Origin of the sequence: Bradyrhizobium sp., from assembly GCF_052389815.1 — a bacterium.
Classification (GTDB): Bacteria; Pseudomonadota; Alphaproteobacteria; order Rhizobiales; family Xanthobacteraceae; genus Bradyrhizobium.
The window spans coordinates 1-18,609 of record NZ_JBQTHN010000017.1 but is presented as its reverse complement, the minus strand read 5'-3'; the positions used below and the strand labels follow the sequence as shown (position 1 = coordinate 18,609).

Below are 18,609 nucleotides of genomic sequence, written 5' to 3'. Positions count from 1 at the left end.
GATTGGCGGGCGTGGTGCGGCTAACCCACCCTACGGTTCGCTGCCTCAATAGTCCTTCAGCAGCCGCTCGATGTAGTCGAGCTCGATCTGCGGACGGTTGGGATCGGCGAGGCGCCGGCGCAGCTCATCGAGGATGCGGCGGACGCGCTCGACGTCGATCTCGCCGGGGATCTTCACGGTGAAGTCGTCGCCGAACTCGCGGCCGTGCAGCGGCCGGCCGAGCGGATCGGTCTGGTTGCCGCCGCTCTGCTGGCGGCCGGCGCGATTGCCGGGGCCGTCCATCTGGCCGTCGCCATCGCCCGGCTGCATCGATTCGGCAAGGCTCTGCGCGCCCTTGCGCAACGCATCGAGCGCCTTGCCCTGCGCATCCACCGCGCCGTCGGCATTGCCCTCGCCGAGCCGGCCGGTGGCATCGCCCATCGCGCCGTCGGCCTGGTCGAAACCGTCCTCGCCCTGCTCGCCTTGCCCGCCCTGTTGTCCCCCTTGGCCCTGCTGACCCTGCCGGTCGCCGCGCTGGCCCTTGTCGCCGCGCTGCCCCGGGCTCATGCCGCGCTTGGCGAGCTCTTCCTGCAGCTTCTTCAGGCGGTCGCGCAGCGCCTGCTGGTCCTGCTGCAGCTCGCCCATGTCCTGGTTGCCCTGCTTGCCGCGCAAGCGGTCGCGCCGCGAATCCTGGCCCTGCTTGAAGGTCTTGTCGCGCAGCTGCTGCTGCTTGCGGATCATGTCGCCGAGCTCGTTGAGCGCCTGCTCCATCTCGTCGTCGCCGCCCTGCCCGGGCCGGGCCATCTGCAATTCGCGCATCATGTCGCTGAACTGCTTGAGCAGCTCGGCCGCCTTGGCGTGATTGCCGCGGCGCGCCTCCTGCTCGATCTGCCGCAACATGCTGTCGAGATCGCGCTGCGTCAGCATCTTGGTGTTGCGATCGAGCGGCCGCGAGAGCTGCTGCGGGTTGTTCTTGAGCTGCTCGGCGAGCTGGCGCAGGTACTTGTCCATCGCCGCGCGCAGGTTCTCGGCCAGCTTCTTGATTTCCTCCTCGCTGGCGCCGCGCTCCAGCGCCTGCCTCAGCGCTTCCTCGGCCGCGCGCAGCGCCTTCTCGACGTCGGAAATGTCGCCGTCCTCGATGGTGACGGCGAGCGCCCACAGGCTGGCGACGACGGCGCGCATCGCATCGTCGGTGCGGGCCGCCTCGAGCTCGCGCGCCACGCTGTAGAGGCCGAGATAATGGCCGGCCTGCGGGGTGAACAGTTCCGGGGCGATCATCAGCGCGTCGAGCGCGGCGTAGACCGCGCCGTTCTGGTCGGCGTCGAGCGCGAGGATGCGGCGCTGCTCGATCAGCGCGCGCGCGAGCGGCTTGGAGAACAGTCGCTCCGGCAGGCGCATGTTGAACGGCTCACTGCTGCCGGTGTTGCCGGCCTCGTCCCTGGCCGTCAGGGTCAAGGTGACGTCGGCGCCGGCATAGGGGTCTTCGCTCAGGTCCTTCAGCGTCTGGCCGACGCCGTTGCGGGTGCGCGCGTTCGGCAGCACCAGCGAGAACTGCGGCGGCTCGAACAGCGGCCGCGGCGCAGCCGCGCTCTTGCCGCCCTTGTCGGCCCCGGTGCTGCGCGCGACGAACCGGGCGCGGGCCTCGGTGACGCCGTAGTCGTCATCGATCTTGTAGGACATCTGCAGCGCGCCGCGCGGCTGGCGCTCGGGATCCTTCGCAAGGGTAATCGTCGGCGCGCGATCGGGCGTCGCGGTGAAGCGCCACTGCGGCTGGCCGGAGGGCGCCCGGACGTGGACCGTGCCGTCACCCGCCACGGTGAAGTGCCGCTCATTGGTGCCCTTGGGCGCCTGCTCGGTGGCGGCAGCTTCGCTCACGCCGCCACCTGCGACGACGTCGAGGGTACCGCCCGACGAGCGCACGATCACCGTGCTGCCGGCGGGCACGGCCAGCGGGCCGCCGACGGGAGCCGCGCCTTCCTTGTTGGCGGAAGACAGGATGATCGGCGGCTTGCCGGTATAGACCGGCGGCGTCACCCAGGCGTCGACGCGAATATTCGTCGGTGTCAGCACGCCGCTCCAGTCGAAGGCCGAAGCGACGCGCAGATTGCGCTCATCGCCCGCGGCGAAATAGGCGGCGACCATCATGACGATGACGAGGCCCCGCACCGCCCAGGGATCGTGGATCGCAAGCCGCGGCGACGGCAGGCCGGCACGGATGCGCGTCAGCGAGGCGAGCGTGCGGGCGCGGCTCTCCTGCCACAGCGCCAGCGCGATCGGGTCCTTCGTGGTGACGGTGTCGGTCAGCGCCGTGGCGGGGCGATGGCGGACGCCGGTGCCGCGGTCGAGGCGGCCGAGCGCCTCTGTGCGGGTCGGCCAGCGAAAGCGAATCAGCGGCCACAGCGCGACAGCCGCCGCTGCGGCAAACAGGATGAGCCCGGCCGTGCGCGCCAGCGAAGGCAGCGGCAGCCACAGGCCGGCCCAGGAAACCGTGAGGAACAATCCGGCAAGGGTCAAAAGCCGCGCCAGAGGCGGCCAAGCGCGCTCCCACGCAATCGCGTAGGTCGCCCGATCGAGGGCCTGCGACAATTTCAGCCGCGCCACATCGTCCGGCTCATGCGCGGGCTTTGAGGGATCGGGATTGGCGCCGTTCAACAACATCTCCGAAGTTGACCGAAGCAGACACTAACATAACGGCGGCCCTGAGGCACGCGTTCCCCGCCCTATCCCACCTCTTTCGACGCATAACACGAAGGCGTGACTGCCGCGGACAGACCCCGTAATTTCCCGGCCGAACCGCTGCAAAAAGCTCCAATAGAGGAAACGTCATGGATCAGAAGATGTGGGACAAGGGATTGGGCATCCGCAAGGCCGTGCTGGGCGAGGCTTACGTCTCGAACGCCATGAAGAGCGTCGACAACTTCAACGCACCGTTCCAGGACCTGCTCAACGAATATTGCTGGGGCGCGGTGTGGGGCCGCGAGGAACTGCCGCGCAAGACCCGCAGCATGCTCAACATCGCCATGATCTCGATCCTCAACCGCCCGCACGAGTTGCGCGCGCACCTGAAGGGCGCGCTGACCAACGGCGTCACGCGCGAGGAGATCCGCGAGATCCTGATGCAGGTTGCGATCTACGCCGGCATGCCGGCCGCGGTGGACAGTTTCCGCATCGCGCGCGAGGTGTTCGCGGAGATCGACAAGGGGTGACAGCCACCGCCGTCATTGCGAGCGAAGCGAAGCAATCCAGCTTCCTTCGCAGTCCCAACAAGAATGGATTGCTTCGTCGCTTGCGCTCCTCGCAATGACGAACGGGAGGGCCTTCCAAATGGATATCGGATTCATCGGCCTCGGAAAGATGGGTTTTCCGATGGCGCGGCGGCTGATCGAGGCCGGGCACACACTCACCGTGTTCGACACGCAGAAGGCGGCGATGGACCGGCTGGCCGCGCTCGGCGCCACAGCCGGAACATCGCCGAAGGACATTTCGGATAAAGTCGAGACCGTGATGGTGAGCCTGCCCTCGCTGCAGGCTTCGCTCGAAGTCGCCACCGGCAAGGGCGGCGTGATCGAAGGCCGACGCGTCAAGCGCTTCATCGACCTGTCCACCATCGGCTCGCAGATGGCGGTGAAGATCCATGATCTGCTGGCAAGTGCGAATATCGTGCAGATCGACAGTCCCGTGAGCGGTGGCGTCGCCGGCGCCGAGAAAGGCACGCTGGCGGTGATGGTGTCGGGCCCGCGCGCCGAGTTCGAGGCGGTGAAGGCCGCGCTCGCCGTGTTCGGCAAGGTGTTCTACATCGGCGACAAGCCCGGCGCGGGGCAGACCATGAAGCTCGCCAACAATTTCCTTTCGGCCACCGCGATGCTGGCGACCTGCGAAGCCGTGGTGATGGGCACGAAATCCGGCCTCGATCCGGCCGTGATGATCGACGTCATCAACGCGGGCTCCGGCATGAGCACGGCGAGCCGCGACAAGTTTCCGCGCTCGGTGTTGCCGCGCAGCTTCGATTACGGCTTCACCACCGCGCTGATGGTGAAGGACGTGCGGCTGGCGGTGGAGGAGATGCGCTCGCTCGGGCTGTCGATGGAAGTCGCCGAAGCGGTCGGCCGGCTGTGGGACGTCGTCATCCGCGAGCAGGGCGCGGAGTCCGATTTCACCGAGGCGATCAAGCCGATCGAGAAGGCCGCCGGCGTGGTCGTCGGCGGCGCGAAGAGAAGCCACGCGGCGAAGTAGACTCGCCGTCGTCCCTTTCGTCATTGCGAGGAGCGCAAGCGACGAAGCAATCCAGCTTTCTTGTTGGCGGCGTAGGAAGCTGGATTGCTTCGCTTCGCTCGCAATGACGGTCTGGCGACGGCCGCACTCACAACCACGGCGCGGTGCGATCCATCGCGATCAGCGCGTCGACGTCGATGCGGGGGCGGACCACCGCGTACTGATCGTCCTTGACCAGCACTTCCGGCACCAGCGGCCGCGTGTTGTAGGTGCCGGACTGCACGGCGCCATAGGCGCCCGAGGTCATGATGGCGATGAGGTCGCCGGACTTCAGCCGCGGCAGCTTGCGGTCCAGCGCCAGATAGTCGCCGGTCTCGCAGACCGGGCCGACGACGTCGGCGGTGAGCACGGCCGCTCCCGCGGCCGGCTGGCGCACCGGCAGGATGTCGTGATGCGCCTCGTAGAGCGTCGGCCGGATCAAATCGTTCATCGCGGCGTCGATGATGACGAAATTCTTGCCGTCGCCGTGTTTCATGTAGATCACGCGGGCAACGAGGATGCCGGCATTGCCGACGATCAGCCGGCCCGGCTCGAACATCAGCGTGCAGCCGAGATTATGGGTGACGCGCTTGACCATGGCGCCATAGAGATCGGGCGTCGGCGGGGCCTCGCGGTCCATATGATAGGGAATGCCTAAACCGCCGCCGAAATCGATATGCGAGATGGTGTGGCCGTCGGCGCGCAGCACATGCACGAAGTCGGACAGGATGCGGTAGGCAGTCTCGAGCCGGCTGAGATCGGTGATCTGGCTGCCGATATGCATGTCGATGCCGGTGACCTGCAGGCCCGGCAATTTGGCGGCGCGTGCGTAAACCTCTCGCGCGTGCGCGATCGGGATGCCGAACTTGTTCTCGGACTTGCCGGTGGCGATCTTGGCGTGCGTGCCGGCATCGACGTCCGGATTGACGCGCACGGAAATGCGCGCGGTCTTGCCGGCTTCCACCGCAAGGCGCGACAGCAGCTCGAGCTCCGGCTCGGATTCGACGTTGATGCAGAGGATGTCGGCGGCGAGCGCGGCGCGCAGCTCATCTTCCGTCTTGCCGACGCCGGAAAACAGGATCTTGCTCGGCGGGATGCCGGCAGCCAGCGCGCGCTTCAATTCGCCGCCGGAAACGACGTCGGCGCCGGCGCCGAGTTTCGCCAGCGTGCGCAGCACCGACTGGTTGGAGTTCGCCTTCATGGCGTAGCACACCAGCACCTTTTCGCCGGCGAAGGCTTCGGTGAAGACGCGGTAGTGCCGCTCCAGCGTCGCGCTGGAGTAGCAATAGAAGGGCGTGCCGACGCCGGCGGCGATATCCACAAGGCTGACCGCCTCGGCGTGCAGCACGCCGTGGCGATAATCGAAGTGATTCATGGCGGCGTAGCTTAATTGCCCAGCAGGGGATCGAGAACAAATGGTCGTTTGCGGCCTCTGGACGCCGCCGGTCCCGGCTCGGTCACGCTGGGCGGCGCGGCACCGCGGTCCAGCGCAGCCTCCGGCGCGGCATCGGACGCGGCGTTCATGGCGTTCGGCGGCAGGTCGAGGCCGCCCTTGCGGCCGCAGCCGCCGAGCGCGAGCGCGCTGGCGCTCAACACGAGAATGGCCCACCCCGACGGGGTCAGGCGCCGCTTGCTCTTCACTGTCGAAATCCCCAATGCGGGCCGCACCATACAAAGATTGCCTTGCTCTGGCGAGACCCGGATCAACATGAAATCCCAGCGAAATTTGGGAGACGGGCCCTACTTTCGCTCTTTTTCCAGACGCTTCGCCCATGCCCTGGCCTGGGCGGCCACGTTCTTCGGCGCAGTGCCGCCGAACGAGGTGCGGCTTTTCACCGACGAATCCACCGACAGCACCTTCAGCGCGTCGGCCGTAATCCTCGGCTCGACCTCCTGCATCGCCTTCAGCGGCAGCTCGTGCAGAGCAACGCCCTGTTTCGAGGCCAGCGCGACGATGCGGCCGGTGACGTGGTGGGCCTCGCGGAACGGCATTTTCAGGGTGCGCACCAGCCAGTCGGCAAGGTCGGTGGCGGTGGCGTAGCCGTCGCCGGCCGCAGCTCTCATTTTCGTCTGATCCGCGACGAGGTCGAGCACCATGCCGGTCATCGCGCGGATGGCGAGCGAAAGCGCGGCGAATGCTTCCATCGCGCCCTGCTTGTCCTCCTGCATGTCTTTTTGGTACGCGAGCGGCAGGCCCTTCATCACGATCAAGAGCGCATTGAGCGCGCCGATCACGCGGCCGGTCTTGGCGCGCACCAGCTCGGCCGCATCCGGATTGCGCTTCTGCGGCATGATGGAGGAGCCGGTGGTGAACTTGTCGGAGAGGCGCACGAGCCCGACCAACGGCGAGGTCCACAGCACGATCTCTTCGGCGAAGCGCGACAGATGCATGGCGCAGATCGCCGCCGCCGACAGCGTCTCCAGCGCGAAATCGCGGTCGGAGACCGCATCGAGCGAATTGGCCATCGGCCGGTCGAAGCCGAGCGCTCTTGCCGTGGCGGCGCGGTCGATCGGAAACGAGGTGCCGGCAAGCGCAGCAGCGCCGAGCGGGGATTCGTTGAGCCGCTTGCGCGCATCGGCAAAGCGGCCGCGGTCGCGCGATGCCATCTCGACATAGGCCAGCAGATGGTGGCCGAACGTCACGGGCTGCGCGGTCTGCAGGTGGGTGAAGCCGGGCATCACGGTTCCGGCATGCTCCAGCGCACGTGTGACCAGCGCGTGCTGGAAGGCGGCGAGCGCAGCGTCCGTCTCGTCGATGACGTCGCGGACGTAGAGGCGGAAGTCGGTCGCGACCTGGTCGTTGCGCGAACGCGCGGTGTGCAGGCGGCCCGCGGCGGGGCCGATCAATTCGGACAGCCGGCTCTCGACATTCATGTGGATGTCCTCGAGCGCGCGCTTGAAGTCGAAGTCGCCCTTGCCGATCTCGGCAAGGATGGTGTCGAGGCCCTTGGCAATATTTTTCGCGTCGCTCGCCGTGATGATGCCCTGGCTCGCGAGCATCGCGGCATGCGCCTTGGAGGCGGCGATGTCCTGGGCATACATATGGCGATCGACGTCGATGGAGACGTTGATTTCCTCCATGATCGCGTCGGGGCGCTCGGAGAACCGCCCGCCCCACATCTTGTTGCTCATGACCTCACTCGTCGCTTATTCGTGACTTGATAGTCCTTGCCAAAAGCGGCCCGGCGCGCGAAACGCCGGGCGGCTTTCGCGCGTAATAGCTCTGCATAGCCATATCTCGCTCTGGAAGACAAACGATATGCCGGACAACCCCTCGCCCCTCCCCGCCCCCGGGCGCCGCCTGCCGGTCGCGATCGGCGCGGTGGTGGCCGCCGGCCTGATCGGGCTCGGAGGGTATTATGCCCTGGGCCTGAAGCGCGGCGCGGGCGGCGATGCCGCCTGTATGCCTGCCGTCGAGACGGCGAAGAGGATCGCCCCGCTGGCCCATGGCGAGGTGGCGGCCGTAACCATGGCCTCCGCGCCGCTGCGCCTGCCGGATCTCGCCTTCGAGGATGCCGCGGGCAAGCCGAGAAAGCTGTCGGACTGGCGCGGCAAGACTGTGCTTTTGAACCTCTGGGCTACCTGGTGCGTGCCCTGCCGGAAAGAGATGCCGGCGCTGGACGAACTGCAGGGCAAGCTGGGCGGCAAGGATTTCGAGGTGGTGGCGGTCAATATCGACACCCGCGACCCCGAAAAGCCGAAGAATTTCCTGAAAGAGGCGAATCTCACCAAGCTCGGCTATTTTGCCGACCAGAAAGCCAAGGTTTTTCAGGATCTTAAAAGCATAGGTCGGGCGCTGGGCATGCCGACCTCGGTGCTGGTGGACGCGCAGGGCTGCGAAATCGGCACCATTGCCGGGCCCGCCGAATGGGCGAGCGAGGATGCGATCAAGCTGATCAGGGCGGCAGTGAAGCCGGCCGCGGCGGGGTCTTAAGCCAGCTTGTCGAGAGAACCGCCGACACCGGGCCCGAGATTGGCCTGCGACGGCTGGCCGAGCAGGGTCGCTACCGCGAATTTCTCCGCCTCGGCATTGTTCTTCATGATGGATGCGGCGATCTGCCCCTGAACGTTGCCGGCCTGCATCGCCAGCAGGCTCGAAACCATGGCCATCATTTCCATACGCGGTACTCCCGGTCGTGCCGGCACCGTACGGGGCGAGGGTTAACGATGTCCGAAGGATTTGTAGGGTGGCCAAAGGCGCATCGCGCCGTGCCCACCTTCAAGAGCACGGAACATAGAGGTGGGCACGCTACGCTTTTGCCCACCCTACGGCAGCGTGTTGATGGCTGAGATCAGCGCGTCGGGACCGGCTTGTCGCCGCGGTAGTCGTAGAAGCCGCGCTGCGTCTTACGGCCGAGCCAGCCGGCTTCGACGTATTTCACCAAGAGCGGGCACGGCCGGTACTTGGAGTCAGCGAGGCCTTCGTGCAGCACCTGCATGATGGACAGGCAGGTATCGAGGCCGATGAAATCGGCGAGCTCCAGCGGGCCCATCGGATGGTGGGCACCGAGCTTCATGGCGGCATCGATGGCTTCGACGTTACCGACGCCTTCATACAGCGTGTAGATCGCCTCGTTGATCATCGGCAGCAGCACGCGGTTGACGATGAAGGCCGGGAAATCCTCCGATACCGCGACCTGCTTGCCGAGCCTGCCGACGAAGGCTTTTGAAGTCTCGAAGGTATCGTCGTTGGTGGCGATGCCGCGGATCAGCTCGACCAGCTCCATCACCGGCACCGGATTCATGAAGTGAATGCCGATGAATTTTTCCGGGCGGTCGGTGGCGGCGGCAAGGCGCGTGATCGAGATCGAGGAGGTGTTGGAGGCGACGATCGCCTCCGGCTTCAGCACGGCGCAGAGGTCGTGGAAAATCTTGCGCTTGACCTCCTCCTTTTCCACCGCGGTCTCGATCACGAGATCGCAGTCGGCCAGGCCATCGAGGGACTCGGCGGACGCGATACGTCCGAGCGCCGCCTTGCGGGCGTCCTCGGTGATGTGCTGCTTGGCGACCTGGCGCGACAGATTGCCGTTGATGGTCGCCATGGCCGACTTCAGCCGGTCGGCGGAGATGTCGTTGAGCACCACGTCGAGGCCGGCCAGCGCCGCGACATGGGCAATGCCGTTGCCCATCTGGCCCGAGCCGATCACGCCGACCTTCTTGACTGTCACCGTCATCTCATCCACCGGATCTATTTGCCGGAACGGCGCGCGGAGCGCGCGGCCGGTCCTTCCCCCTAAATAGACATCGGCCGGATGTTCGTCATCCGGCCGATGCAATCATCGTTACTTTCCGAGCTTGGCAAGCTCGCCGGTGAGTTCCGGAACCGCCTGGTAGAGGTCGGCGACCAGGCCGTAATCGGCGACCTGGAAGATCGGCGCGTCCTCGTCCTTGTTGATCGCGACGATCACCTTGGAGTCCTTCATGCCGGCCAGGTGCTGGATCGCGCCGGAAATGCCGATGGCGATGTAGAGCTCCGGCGCCACCACCTTGCCGGTCTGGCCGACCTGCCAGTCGTTGGGCGCATAGCCGGCATCGACCGCGGCGCGCGAGGCGCCGACGCCGGCGCCCAGCTTGTCGGCGAGCGGCTCGATGTATTTGGCGAAGTTCTCCCGGCTCTGCATGGCCCGTCCGCCGGAGACGATGATCTTGGCCGAGGTCAGCTCGGGGCGGTCGCTCTTGGCGACTTCCTCGCCGACGAAGGTCGACAGGCCCGGATCGGCCGCCGCCGCTGCGCTCTCGACCGGCGCGCTGCCGCCCTCAGCCGTAGCGGCAAAGGTCGAGGTGCGCACGGTGATGACCTTCTTGGCGTCCTTCGACTTCACGGTCTGGATCGCGTTGCCGGCATAGATCGGCCGCTCGAACGTGTCGGGCGCGACGACCTTGATGATCTCGGAGACCTGCATGACGTCGAGCAGGGCTGCGACGCGCGGCATCACGTTCTTGAAGCGCGAGGTCGCGGGCGCGACGAAGGCGTCGTAGTTGCCCGCGAGCGAGACGATCAGCGCGGCCAGCGGCTCGGCAAGATCGTGCGCGTAGGCATCGCCCTCGGCGAGCAGCACCTTCTTGACGCCAGCGAGCTTGGCGGCGGCATCGGCCGCGCCCTTGGCGCCGGCGCCGCCGGCGACCAGCACATGCACGTCACCGCCCAGTTGGGAGGCTGCGGTCAGCGCCTTGTTGGTGGCGTCCTTGAGGTGGCCGGTTTCGTGTTCAGCAATCAACAGCGTTGTCATCAGAGAACCCCGGCTTCGGTCTTCAGCTTGGAGACGAGTTCGGCGACGTCCTTCACCTTGACGCCCGCCTTGCGGCCCGCAGGTTCAGTGGTCTTGAGAACTTCGAGATGCGGCGTGAGGTCGACGCCGTAATCGGCGGCGGACTTGTCGTCGATCGGCTTCTTCTTCGCTTTCATGATGTTGGGCAGCGAGGCATAGCGCGGCTCGTTGAGGCGGAGATCCGTGGTGACGATCGCCGGGCCCTTCAGCTTGACGGTCTGCAGGCCGCCGTCCACTTCGCGGGTGACCTTGAAGTCGCTTCCCTCGACCTCGAGCTTGGAGGCGAAGGTCGCCTGCGACCAGCAGAGCAGCGCGGCCAGCATCTGGCCGGTCTGGTTGGAATCGTCGTCGATGGCCTGCTTGCCGAGAATGACGAGGCCGGGCTTCTCGGCATCGACCACGGATTTGAGGATCTTGGCGACCGCGAGCGGCTCCACATTGCCGTCGGCCTTGACCAGGATGCCGCGGTCGGCGCCCATGGCGAGACCCGTGCGGATGGTTTCCGAGGCCTGCTGCGGCCCGATCGAGACCACCACCACCTCGGTCGCCTTGCCACCTTCCTTCAGGCGCAGCGCCTCCTCGACGGCGATTTCGTCGAACGGATTCATCGACATCTTGACGTTGGCGAGCTCGACGCCCGATCCGTCGCCCTTGACGCGGACCTTGACGTTGAAGTCGACGACCCGCTTTACCGCAACAAGAACCTTCATCGATCCTCTTTCGCTCAAATCCAAAGGGAAATGCTTGCTTGGGCGCGGAACCTAAAGCGCCGGTCCCCCCCGGTCAACGCGCGAAAGGCCAGAAATTGGCCCCGAAAGCAAGCCCAAGACAGGAGCAAAGGCAGCCCAGGAGGGTCCGCCTTTTTAACGGTTCTGGCCGGGCACCCAGAGCACGTCGCCGGCGCCGTTGTTGTTGGCGGCGCGGGCCGCCACAAACAGGAAGTCCGACAGGCGGTTCATGTAATGTATGGCAGCCTCGCTGACCGGCTCGTCCGGCTTGGCGGCAAGTTCCACCATGATCCGTTCCGCCCGGCGGCAAACGGTGCGTGCGACATGCAGGTATGCGGCTGCCGGGGTGCCTCCCGGCAGAATGAAGGAGGTAAGGGGGCTAAGCTTTTCGTTCAGGGCGTCGATGTCGCGCTCCAGCCGTTCGACCTGGCTCGACAGCACGCGCAGGCGCTCGGCCTTGCCCTCGCGCTGGGGCACCGCGAGATCGGCGCCGAGATCGAACAGGTCGTTCTGGATCAGGCCGAGCATGCGGTCGAGCTCGGGCGCTTGTGCCAGATGCAGCCGCACCACGCCGATGGCGGCATTGGTCTCGTCCACGGTGCCGTAGGCTTCGACGCGCAGATCGTATTTCGGCCGCCGCTCGCCGCTGCCGAGCGCGGTGGTGCCGTCGTCGCCGGTACGGGTGTAGATGCGGTTGAGCACGACCATCGCCGACTCCTCTAGCGCCCCATCGCCCAGACGGCGACCATGGTGATGACGATGGCGACGAATTGCAGCAGCACCCGGAGCCGCATCAGGCTTTGCGAGCGGTTGGGCGAGCCGCCCTTCAACATGTTGACGAGACCGAGCAGCAGGACCAGGGCAACGGCGCCGACCGCAATTGGAAGCAGAATCGTACTGAGAAAAGAGGCCATCGGCGCTACATAACACCGCACCAACGGCTTCGCCACACGCTGTGGAGCCCGGTAACGATCTGGCTTTTAGTTCAATAATATCAGATGGTAGCCCGGCTACCGGGTCAATCAGGCAGGGGTCCAGGTGAAGGCTGTTCGCTACGTCTACCACGTCGCGGAGGACGCGTTTTACACCTTCCTCGCCGATGACGGCTGGGCCATCGCCAGCCATATCGCGCTGTCGACGCTGATGGCGCTGTTCCCGTTCCTGATCGTGCTGACGTCGCTGGCGGGCTTCTTCGGCTCCAAGGAGCTGGCCGACCAGGCGGCGGAACTGCTGCTGCAGGTCTGGCCCAAGCGGGTGGCCGACGCGATCTCGGGCGAGATCCACGACGTGCTGACCACCACCCGAAGCGACATCCTCACGATCGGCGCTGCGCTCGCGATCTATTTCGCCTCCAACGGCGTCGAGGCGCTGCGCACCGCACTCAACCGCGCCTATGCGGTGATCGAGCCGCGGCGCTGGTACTGGCTGCGGCTGGAATCGATCGGCTACACGCTGGTCGCAGCGTTCGCCTCGCTGGCGATGGCTTTCCTGATCGTGCTCGGGCCGCTGATGCTGGAGACCGCGCGCCGCTACATTCCGTTCTTCGTCGAGAGCAACGAGCGGCTGCTGTTCTATGCGCGCTACGGCATCACCATCTCGGCGCTGGTCGTGGCGCTGTTCATCCTGCACGCCTGGCTGCCGGCCGGACGCCGCGGCTTCCTGCAGATCCTGCCCGGCATCGCCTTCACCATGGTGGCCTCGCTGATCTCGGGCATCGTTTTCGGCCAGTACCTGACGCGCTTTGCCGGCAATTACGTCTCGATGTATGCGGGGCTGGCGTCGGTGATTATCGCACTGGTGTTCCTGTATTTCATCGCGGCGATCTTCGTCTATGGCGGCGAGCTCAATGCTGCCATCATCAAGTCGCGGCTGCCGCACGGCGTGTCGCTTCAAGCAGCGCAGTCGCTAAAGCCCGCGGACTCACAGGCTTGACCAGGAAGGCGTCGGCCCCGGCGACGCGCGCCGCCGCCTCGTCCTCGGCGCGGCCGGAGACCCCGATGACGGGAATGTGCCGAAGCGGCGGCGCCAGCGCGCGGATGCGTTTGATCGCCTCGACGCCGTCGATCCCCGGCAGCACCATGTCCATCAGCACCGCGTCGAACTCGCCCTGCGCAAGGCGCTCGGCCACCGCCTCGCCGCTGCCGATGAATTCGGCCTGATGGCCGAGCTCGGTCAGGATCGCCTTCAGGATCACGCGGCCGAATGGATTGTCCTCGACGCTGAGCAGGCGCAGCGGCCGTGCGGACCCGGGCAGGACTTCGCCCGGTCCTCCCGATGCGGGCGCGGCCCTGGCGAGCGGCAGCGTCACCATCAGCGTAAAGGTGGTGCCGCCGCCCTTGCGGGGGGCGACCACGATATCGCCGCCCATGGCGCGCGCGAGCTGCTTGACCGACGACAGCCCGAGGCCGGCGCCGCCGAAGCGCGAGGCGATGGAGACATTGGCCTGTGAGAACGGACGGAACAGCCGCTCGACCTCCTTCAGCGAGACCCCGATGCCGCTGTCGGACACCGCAAAGGCAACGCCGGCCCTGCCGTTGCCGCCGCGCGCCGGCGTCACCGACAGGGCGACCGCGCCCGCTTCCGTGAATTTCACGGCGTTGTCGATCAAATTCTCCAGCGCCGCGCGCAAGCGGACGGAATCGCCGACCACCAGCGCCGGCAACTTTTCCGAAATCTCGACCGTGGCCTGCAGCCCCTTGGCGGCCGCCCGCCCGGCCAGCGAGTCGCCGGCGCTGCGGGCGAGCGCGCGCAGGTCGAACAGATCCTGCCGACTATCGCCGGCAGTGCGGCTCCGCGCCGCATCGACGAACAGGGTGGCAAGGCTCGCCAGGTGCTCGGCCCCGGCCTTGATGGTGTCGACCCAGCGCCGCTCCCGCTCGCCGAGATCGGAGGTGGCGAGCAGGTTGCTGATGGCGAGGATGCCGGTAAGCGGCGTGCGCACTTCGTGGGCGAAGGCAGCGAGCGCGGCCTCCACCATTCCCTGCTGCCTCTGCTTCGATCCGGCCGGCTTGGCGACCTTGCCGCGCTTGCGCGCCGGCTTGGCCGAGCTGGCGGCGCGCTTCTTCGTCGGCCGCTTTTTCGGCGGCCGTACCTTGCGCGTCGGGCGCGATCTTGCCGCCATGATTCTGGTCCCCGGCCGAACCCAGCATGACACGGCCAAGCGGCCGGAGTCACGGCAGGGCTGCGGCGGTTGTCCCCCGAAAAGCTACGGCAGTCCCACAAGTTGGCGGATTTTCGTCGGAGTGGCGCCGCCCGCCCGCAGCTCGCGCAAGCCGGTTGCTTGCGTCGACTTGGACAACTTCTGGCTGGCTTCGTCCCGGATCAGGCGGTGATGCCGATAGGCCGGCTGCGGGATGGCCAGCAGTTGTTGCAGCAACCGGTGCACGCTGGTTGCCCAGAACAAATCTTCACCACGCACGACGTCGCTAACGCCCTGCAGCGCGTCGTCGATCACGACCGAGAGGTGATAGCTGGTCGGCGTCTCCTTGCGCGCCAGGATGACGTCGCCCCAGGCTTCCGGCCGTGCCACGACCTCGCCCGTCTCGCCGGCGGGACCTGCGCCCTGCTCGCGCCACGCCAGCGGCCCGGCGCGGGCAATGGCCGCTTCCATGTCGAGGCGCAACGCAAAGGGCGCGCCCGAGGCGATCAGGCGATTGCGCTCCGCTAATGAAAGCGACTTCGCCGTTCCCGGATAAAGCGGCGCGCCGTCGGGATCGCGCGGCCATGGCGCATCCTTCTCGCGCGCTGCCACCAGCCGCGCGATCTCGGCGCGGCTCTCGAAGCTCGGATAGATCAGGCCCTGCGCCGACAATATGTCGACGGCCTCGCAATAGGCGGAAAAGTGTTCGGACTGCCGCCGCACCGGCGTCTCCCAGGTTAGGCCGAGCCAGGCGAGATCCTCGTAGATGGCCGACTCGAATTCCGGCCGGCAGCGCGTGGCGTCGATGTCCTCGATGCGCAGCAGGAACCTGCCGCCGCGCTCTCGCGCCAGGTCGAAGTCGAGCAGCGCCGAATAGGCATGGCCGAGATGGAGATAGCCGTTCGGACTCGGCGCAAAGCGGAAAACGGGTGGCGGCATGTGGCAATACTCGTCATGGCCGGGCAAAAGCGCGAAGCGCATCTTGCTTAAAGCGTCCCGGCCATCCATCGTCCCAAGACTCCTTTGATGAGATGGACACGCGGGTCAAGCCCGCGTGTGACATGTTGAGACAGCCAATGCTCGTCCGCTTCGAAAGCCAGTCCGACCTCGAAGATGCCATGGAGGCGCTGATGAAGCAGGACCCGCGGCTGAAGCCGATCCTGGCGCAAACGGGTATGCCGGCGCTGCGCCAGCGCGAGCCGGGCTTTGCGGGGCTTGCCCATATCGTTTGTGGTCAGCAGCTTTCGACCGCCAGCGCCGCGGCGATCTGGGCGCGGCTGTCAGCTGCGTTCGACCCGTTCGATCATGTTGCGATCCGCAAGGCGCGCGCCGACCGGCTCGGGCGGCTGGGTCTTTCCGCCGCCAAGATCAAGACGCTGAAATTCATCGCCAGGGAACTCGCGGCCGACCGGCTGAACCTCGACGTGCTCGCCAACGAGGACGTCGATGCCGCACACCATGCGCTGACCGCGCTGCACGGCATCGGCCCGTGGACCGCCGACATCTACCTGCTGTTCTGTCTCGGCCACGGCGATGCTTGGCCCGCCGGCGACCTCGCCGTGCAGGAGGCCGTGAAGCTGGGACTGGGGCTGAAGGAGCGGCCGAACCCGAAAGAGATGGCGCCGCTCGCCGAACCCTGGCGGCCCTATCGCGGCGCGGCCGCGCATCTGTGGTGGAGCTACTACCGCGTGCTGAAGAAGCGCGAAGGCGTGATCGCGAAGTAGGCCTCACGTCCCGCCATAGGGGCCCGGACTCGAAATCTGCAAAACAACCCCATGCAAAGTAGAAATGGGCCTCCTTGCGCGGCGCGCGGGCGTCCCAACCTCCCACCCCTAGCCCCGAAGCAGCGCCCGATCCTCGCGCGCGCATTCCGCGACAAATCCGACCACCGCGCGCACGGCCGGCATGTCGACGAGATCGGGATGGGCGAGCAGCCAGAGGTCGGCGACGCTGATCAGCTTTTGCGGGGCGACGCGCACGAGATCGGGATGGGCGTCGGCGACGAAGCACGACAGTGTCGCAATTCCGAGGCCCGCGCGCACGGCGGCGAGCATGTCGCCCTGCGACGAGCAGCGCATCACCACCGTGCCATGGCGGGTGATGTTGTCGCTCCAGCGCGCCAGATCGGCGTTGGAGGCCCGGTCGGCAAAGCCGATCACGCTGTGGCCCCTCCACTCGTCGCGGCGTTCCGGGAGCTTGCGGCGGACCGCATAGTCGCGCGAGCAGTAGAAGCCGGTGCCGAGCCGGCCGATGCGGCGGCCGACGAGATTCTCCTCGCCGGCATCGACGGGACGCAGCACCACGTCGGCTTCGCGGCGGCGCACGCTCGCGGGATAGGGATGGGTGATGATCTCGATCTGCAGATGATCGTGCTCGCGCAAAAATCTGCCCATGCGCGGCATCAGCCAGTGCGCGGCAAGCGTCGCGCCGATCGATATCTTCACGACGCCGCGGGCCTCACGCCCGGTCGCGGATACCGCGGATTCCGCCCGTAGCGCCGCCGCCGCCATCGCGTCGACGTGCTCGCGAAACTTGCGGCCCTGCGCGGTCAGTGACAGGCCATGGTCGGAGCGGGCGAACAGCCTTGTGCCGAGCTGCCGCTCGAGGGCGGCGACCTTGCGGCCGACGGTCGGATGGCTCGAGCGCAACTGGCGCGCCGCGGCAGCGAGGCTGCCCTTCTCGGCGACCGCGACGAAGGTCTTGCAGAGGTCCCAGTCCATCGCGGCACCATGTTCATTCGTTGATGATCGTCTGTTCAATATTGAACAAGGCGGCACCGCCGTCCAGCCTTATAATCGGGGCCGTCAATTGGCCCTTCCGGGTGGGCCGCTCGCCAACTGCGAAGCGAAGCCCGGACCGCAGCAAACAACATGGCAGGCCTCAAGGCCCGATCTTTCGAGGGAACATCGCATGCCGCTACCCGCTTCGCTCAAGGACCAACTCGAACTGCCCGTGCTCGGCTCGCCGCTGTTCATCGTTTCCGGCCCCGAGCTCGTGATCGCCCAGTGCAAGGCCGGCATCATCGGCTCCTTTCCCGCACTGAACGCGCGCCCCGTCGAGAAGCTCGACGAGTGGCTGAGCCGGATCGAGAGCGAGCTCGGCGAATACAGGGCGCAAAATCCTGCCGCTAAGGTCGCGCCCTATGCGGTCAACCAGATCTGCCATTCGTCGAACGACCGGCTGATGAAGGACATGGAGACCTGCGTGAAGCACAAGGTCCCGATCATCATCACCTCGCTGCGTCCGCCGCTGGAGATCGTCGAGGCCGCGCATTCCTATGGCGGCGTCGTGTTCCACGACGTGATCAACGTGAAGCACGCGCGAAAAGCCGCCGAACAGGGCGTCGACGGGCTCATTCTGGTGTGTGCCGGGGCCGGGGGGCATGCCGGCACGCTGTCGCCGTTCGCGCTGGTGCGCGAGGTCAAGCAGTGGTTCAAGGGCACGATCCTGCTGTCGGGCGCGATCTCAGACGGCTGGAGCATCGCCTCGGCGCTCGCGCTCGGCGCCGACCTTGCCTATATGGGCACGCGCTTCATCGCGACCGAAGAAGCCAATGCCGATCCCGCCTACAAGGCGGCGCTGATCGAGCATGCCGCGCACGACATCGTCTATTCCAATCTGTTCACCGGCGTGCACGGCAACTATCTGGGCCCGTCGATCGCCGCCGCAGGCCTCGACCCCGCCAATCTTCCGGTCGCCGACAAGTCGAAGATGAATTTCGGCTCTGGCGGCAACATGAAGTCGAAGGCATGGCGCGACATCTGGGGCAGCGGCCAGGGCATCGGCCAGATCGCCGACGCCCCGCCGGTGGCCGAGCTTGTGGCGCGGCTGAAGGCCGAGTTCACCGAGGCCCGTACGGACTTCAGCCGCCGAGCGATCGCCTGAGAAGCGCAGAAACGAGAAACAAAGCAGGAGGGACAGATGATGCGACTACGATATGCATTGGGAATCGCATTGACGCTCGGCGGTATCGGCTCCGCCATGGCAGCCGAAGAAATCCGCATTGGGCAGACGATGCCCTATAGCGGACCGGTGTCCGGCTTCGGCTTGATCGGAAAGACGCAGGAAGCCTTTTTCGAGAAGGTCAATGCCGAAGGCGGCATCAACGGCCGCAAGGTGAAGTTCATCACGCTGGACGACGCCTATTCGCCGCCCAAGACGGTGGAGCAGACCCGCAAGCTGGTCGAGCAGGAGGAGGTGCACTTCATGTTCGCCTCGCTCGGCACGGCCACCAACAATGCGG

At 66.5% G+C, this 18,609-nt stretch carries 20 protein-coding genes; 7 read left to right on the top strand and 13 right to left on the bottom strand.

The window, feature by feature from the left end:
• Positions 1 to 45: 45 nt before the first annotated feature.
• Positions 46 to 2,631 carry a TIGR02302 family protein gene (locus tag ACT4OC_RS04735; RefSeq protein WP_444837812.1) on the bottom strand — a complete coding sequence of 862 codons (2,586 nt, stop codon included), beginning with the start codon at positions 2,629 to 2,631 and terminating at the stop codon, positions 46 to 48.
• Between the two features lie 173 nt (positions 2,632 to 2,804).
• Here ACT4OC_RS04735 and ACT4OC_RS04730 point away from each other — a divergent pair, with 173 nt between their 5' ends.
• Together ACT4OC_RS04730 and ACT4OC_RS04725 are read left to right on the top strand one after the other, a co-directional pair.
• Positions 2,805 to 3,185, top strand: coding sequence for a carboxymuconolactone decarboxylase family protein (locus ACT4OC_RS04730; RefSeq protein ID WP_444837811.1), 381 nt, complete (start codon positions 2,805 to 2,807; stop codon positions 3,183 to 3,185).
• Positions 3,186 to 3,303: 118 nt separating this feature from the next.
• Entirely contained in the window at positions 3,304 to 4,212 is a 909-nt protein-coding gene (locus ACT4OC_RS04725) for an NAD(P)-dependent oxidoreductase (protein WP_444837810.1), read from the top strand.
• A gap of 127 nt (positions 4,213 to 4,339) precedes the next feature.
• On the opposite strand, the gene lysA is transcribed toward ACT4OC_RS04725, so the two are convergent.
• From lysA to argH, 3 genes are read right to left on the bottom strand one after another with little or no spacing between them, the layout of a single operon-like run.
• The gene (gene lysA / locus ACT4OC_RS04720; protein ID WP_444837809.1) at positions 4,340 to 5,605 is read right to left on the bottom strand and encodes a diaminopimelate decarboxylase; all 1,266 of its coding nucleotides are present in this window, start codon (positions 5,603 to 5,605) and stop codon (positions 4,340 to 4,342) included.
• 11 nt (positions 5,606 to 5,616) lie between these two features.
• On the bottom strand, positions 5,617 to 5,940 hold the full coding sequence (gene lptM / locus ACT4OC_RS04715) for an LPS translocon maturation chaperone LptM (protein WP_444837808.1): 324 nt from the start codon (positions 5,938 to 5,940) through the stop codon (positions 5,617 to 5,619).
• A gap of 30 nt (positions 5,941 to 5,970) precedes the next feature.
• Positions 5,971 to 7,362 carry an argininosuccinate lyase gene (gene argH / locus ACT4OC_RS04710; RefSeq protein ID WP_444837807.1) on the bottom strand — a complete coding sequence of 464 codons (1,392 nt, stop codon included), beginning with the start codon at positions 7,360 to 7,362 and terminating at the stop codon, positions 5,971 to 5,973.
• 127 nt (positions 7,363 to 7,489) lie between these two features.
• On the opposite strand from argH, the gene tlpA reads away from it, so the two are divergent.
• Positions 7,490 to 8,164 (top strand): thiol:disulfide interchange protein TlpA, encoded by a 675-nt coding sequence (gene tlpA, locus ACT4OC_RS04705; protein ID WP_444837806.1) that lies wholly within the window; start codon positions 7,490 to 7,492, stop codon positions 8,162 to 8,164.
• Here the strand turns inward: tlpA and ACT4OC_RS04700 are convergent.
• The 6 genes from ACT4OC_RS04700 to ACT4OC_RS04675 all read right to left on the bottom strand — a co-directional run bounded on the left by ACT4OC_RS04700 (position 8,161) and on the right by ACT4OC_RS04675 (position 12,141).
• Entirely contained in the window at positions 8,161 to 8,349 is a 189-nt protein-coding gene (locus tag ACT4OC_RS04700) for a hypothetical protein (protein WP_444837805.1), read from the bottom strand. The genes tlpA and ACT4OC_RS04700 overlap by 4 nt on opposite strands.
• Positions 8,350 to 8,522: 173 nt before the next feature.
• Positions 8,523 to 9,404, bottom strand: a complete 882-nt coding sequence (locus ACT4OC_RS04695; RefSeq protein WP_444837804.1) for a 3-hydroxybutyryl-CoA dehydrogenase — start codon at positions 9,402 to 9,404, stop codon at positions 8,523 to 8,525.
• Positions 9,405 to 9,512: 108 nt separating this feature from the next.
• On the bottom strand, positions 9,513 to 10,460 hold the full coding sequence (locus ACT4OC_RS04690) for an electron transfer flavoprotein subunit alpha/FixB family protein (protein WP_444837803.1): 948 nt from the start codon (positions 10,458 to 10,460) through the stop codon (positions 9,513 to 9,515).
• Entirely contained in the window at positions 10,460 to 11,209 is a 750-nt protein-coding gene (locus ACT4OC_RS04685) for an electron transfer flavoprotein subunit beta/FixA family protein (RefSeq protein WP_444837802.1), read from the bottom strand. The genes ACT4OC_RS04690 and ACT4OC_RS04685 overlap by 1 nt, the downstream gene beginning before the upstream one ends.
• A 153-nt stretch (positions 11,210 to 11,362) precedes the next feature.
• Positions 11,363 to 11,935 carry a cob(I)yrinic acid a,c-diamide adenosyltransferase gene (locus tag ACT4OC_RS04680; RefSeq protein ID WP_444837801.1) on the bottom strand — a complete coding sequence of 191 codons (573 nt, stop codon included), beginning with the start codon at positions 11,933 to 11,935 and terminating at the stop codon, positions 11,363 to 11,365.
• An 11-nt stretch (positions 11,936 to 11,946) separates the two neighbouring features.
• Positions 11,947 to 12,141, bottom strand: coding sequence for a twin transmembrane helix small protein (locus tag ACT4OC_RS04675; protein WP_444837800.1), 195 nt, complete (start codon positions 12,139 to 12,141; stop codon positions 11,947 to 11,949).
• Positions 12,142 to 12,265: 124 nt separating this feature from the next.
• Here ACT4OC_RS04675 and ACT4OC_RS04670 point away from each other — a divergent pair, with 124 nt between their 5' ends.
• Positions 12,266 to 13,159: a YihY/virulence factor BrkB family protein gene (locus ACT4OC_RS04670; RefSeq protein WP_444837799.1), complete on the top strand. Its 894-nt coding sequence runs from the start codon at positions 12,266 to 12,268 to the stop codon at positions 13,157 to 13,159.
• Here the strand turns inward: ACT4OC_RS04670 and ACT4OC_RS04665 are convergent.
• Together ACT4OC_RS04665 and gluQRS are read right to left on the bottom strand one after the other, a co-directional pair.
• The gene (locus ACT4OC_RS04665; RefSeq protein WP_444837798.1) at positions 13,086 to 14,348 is read right to left on the bottom strand and encodes an ATP-binding protein; all 1,263 of its coding nucleotides are present in this window, start codon (positions 14,346 to 14,348) and stop codon (positions 13,086 to 13,088) included. The genes ACT4OC_RS04670 and ACT4OC_RS04665 overlap by 74 nt on opposite strands.
• An 84-nt stretch (positions 14,349 to 14,432) precedes the next feature.
• Entirely contained in the window at positions 14,433 to 15,305 is an 873-nt protein-coding gene (gluQRS, locus tag ACT4OC_RS04660; protein WP_444837797.1) for a tRNA glutamyl-Q(34) synthetase GluQRS, read from the bottom strand.
• 137 nt (positions 15,306 to 15,442) lie between these two features.
• Between gluQRS and ACT4OC_RS04655 the strand changes: the two genes are divergently transcribed.
• Entirely contained in the window at positions 15,443 to 16,090 is a 648-nt protein-coding gene (locus ACT4OC_RS04655) for a DNA-3-methyladenine glycosylase family protein (protein ID WP_444837796.1), read from the top strand.
• A gap of 108 nt (positions 16,091 to 16,198) precedes the next feature.
• On the opposite strand, the gene ACT4OC_RS04650 is transcribed toward ACT4OC_RS04655, so the two are convergent.
• Positions 16,199 to 17,086: a LysR family transcriptional regulator gene (locus ACT4OC_RS04650; RefSeq protein ID WP_444837795.1), complete on the bottom strand. Its 888-nt coding sequence runs from the start codon at positions 17,084 to 17,086 to the stop codon at positions 16,199 to 16,201.
• A gap of 190 nt (positions 17,087 to 17,276) precedes the next feature.
• Here ACT4OC_RS04650 and ACT4OC_RS04645 point away from each other — a divergent pair, with 190 nt between their 5' ends.
• Both ACT4OC_RS04645 and ACT4OC_RS04640 read left to right on the top strand, forming a co-directional pair.
• Entirely contained in the window at positions 17,277 to 18,251 is a 975-nt protein-coding gene (locus ACT4OC_RS04645; RefSeq protein ID WP_444837794.1) for an NAD(P)H-dependent flavin oxidoreductase, read from the top strand.
• Between the two features lie 36 nt (positions 18,252 to 18,287).
• A partial coding sequence (locus ACT4OC_RS04640) for an ABC transporter substrate-binding protein (protein ID WP_444837793.1) occupies positions 18,288 to 18,609 on the top strand: 322 nt, incomplete at its 3' end.

Coding starts and splice junctions, on each gene's coding strand:
- lysA (WP_444837809.1), bottom strand. CDS start 5,605: ATGAATCACTTCGATTATCGCCACGGCGTGCTGCACGCCGAGGCGGTC.
- ACT4OC_RS04700 (WP_444837805.1), bottom strand. CDS start 8,349: ATGGAAATGATGGCCATGGTTTCGAGCCTGCTGGCGATGCAGGCCGGC.
- ACT4OC_RS04650 (WP_444837795.1), bottom strand. CDS start 17,086: ATGGACTGGGACCTCTGCAAGACCTTCGTCGCGGTCGCCGAGAAGGGC.
- ACT4OC_RS04725 (WP_444837810.1), top strand. CDS start 3,304: ATGGATATCGGATTCATCGGCCTCGGAAAGATGGGTTTTCCGATGGCG.
- ACT4OC_RS04665 (WP_444837798.1), bottom strand. CDS start 14,348: ATGGCGGCAAGATCGCGCCCGACGCGCAAGGTACGGCCGCCGAAAAAG.
- lptM (WP_444837808.1), bottom strand. CDS start 5,940: ATGTTGATCCGGGTCTCGCCAGAGCAAGGCAATCTTTGTATGGTGCGG.
- ACT4OC_RS04690 (WP_444837803.1), bottom strand. CDS start 10,460: ATGACAACGCTGTTGATTGCTGAACACGAAACCGGCCACCTCAAGGAC.
- ACT4OC_RS04645 (WP_444837794.1), top strand. CDS start 17,277: ATGCCGCTACCCGCTTCGCTCAAGGACCAACTCGAACTGCCCGTGCTC.
- tlpA (WP_444837806.1), top strand. CDS start 7,490: ATGCCGGACAACCCCTCGCCCCTCCCCGCCCCCGGGCGCCGCCTGCCG.
- argH (WP_444837807.1), bottom strand. CDS start 7,362: ATGAGCAACAAGATGTGGGGCGGGCGGTTCTCCGAGCGCCCCGACGCG.
- ACT4OC_RS04685 (WP_444837802.1), bottom strand. CDS start 11,209: ATGAAGGTTCTTGTTGCGGTAAAGCGGGTCGTCGACTTCAACGTCAAG.
- ACT4OC_RS04655 (WP_444837796.1), top strand. CDS start 15,443: ATGCTCGTCCGCTTCGAAAGCCAGTCCGACCTCGAAGATGCCATGGAG.
- ACT4OC_RS04680 (WP_444837801.1), bottom strand. CDS start 11,935: ATGGTCGTGCTCAACCGCATCTACACCCGTACCGGCGACGACGGCACC.
- ACT4OC_RS04695 (WP_444837804.1), bottom strand. CDS start 9,404: ATGACGGTGACAGTCAAGAAGGTCGGCGTGATCGGCTCGGGCCAGATG.
- gluQRS (WP_444837797.1), bottom strand. CDS start 15,305: ATGCCGCCACCCGTTTTCCGCTTTGCGCCGAGTCCGAACGGCTATCTC.
- ACT4OC_RS04675 (WP_444837800.1), bottom strand. CDS start 12,141: ATGGCCTCTTTTCTCAGTACGATTCTGCTTCCAATTGCGGTCGGCGCC.
- ACT4OC_RS04730 (WP_444837811.1), top strand. CDS start 2,805: ATGGATCAGAAGATGTGGGACAAGGGATTGGGCATCCGCAAGGCCGTG.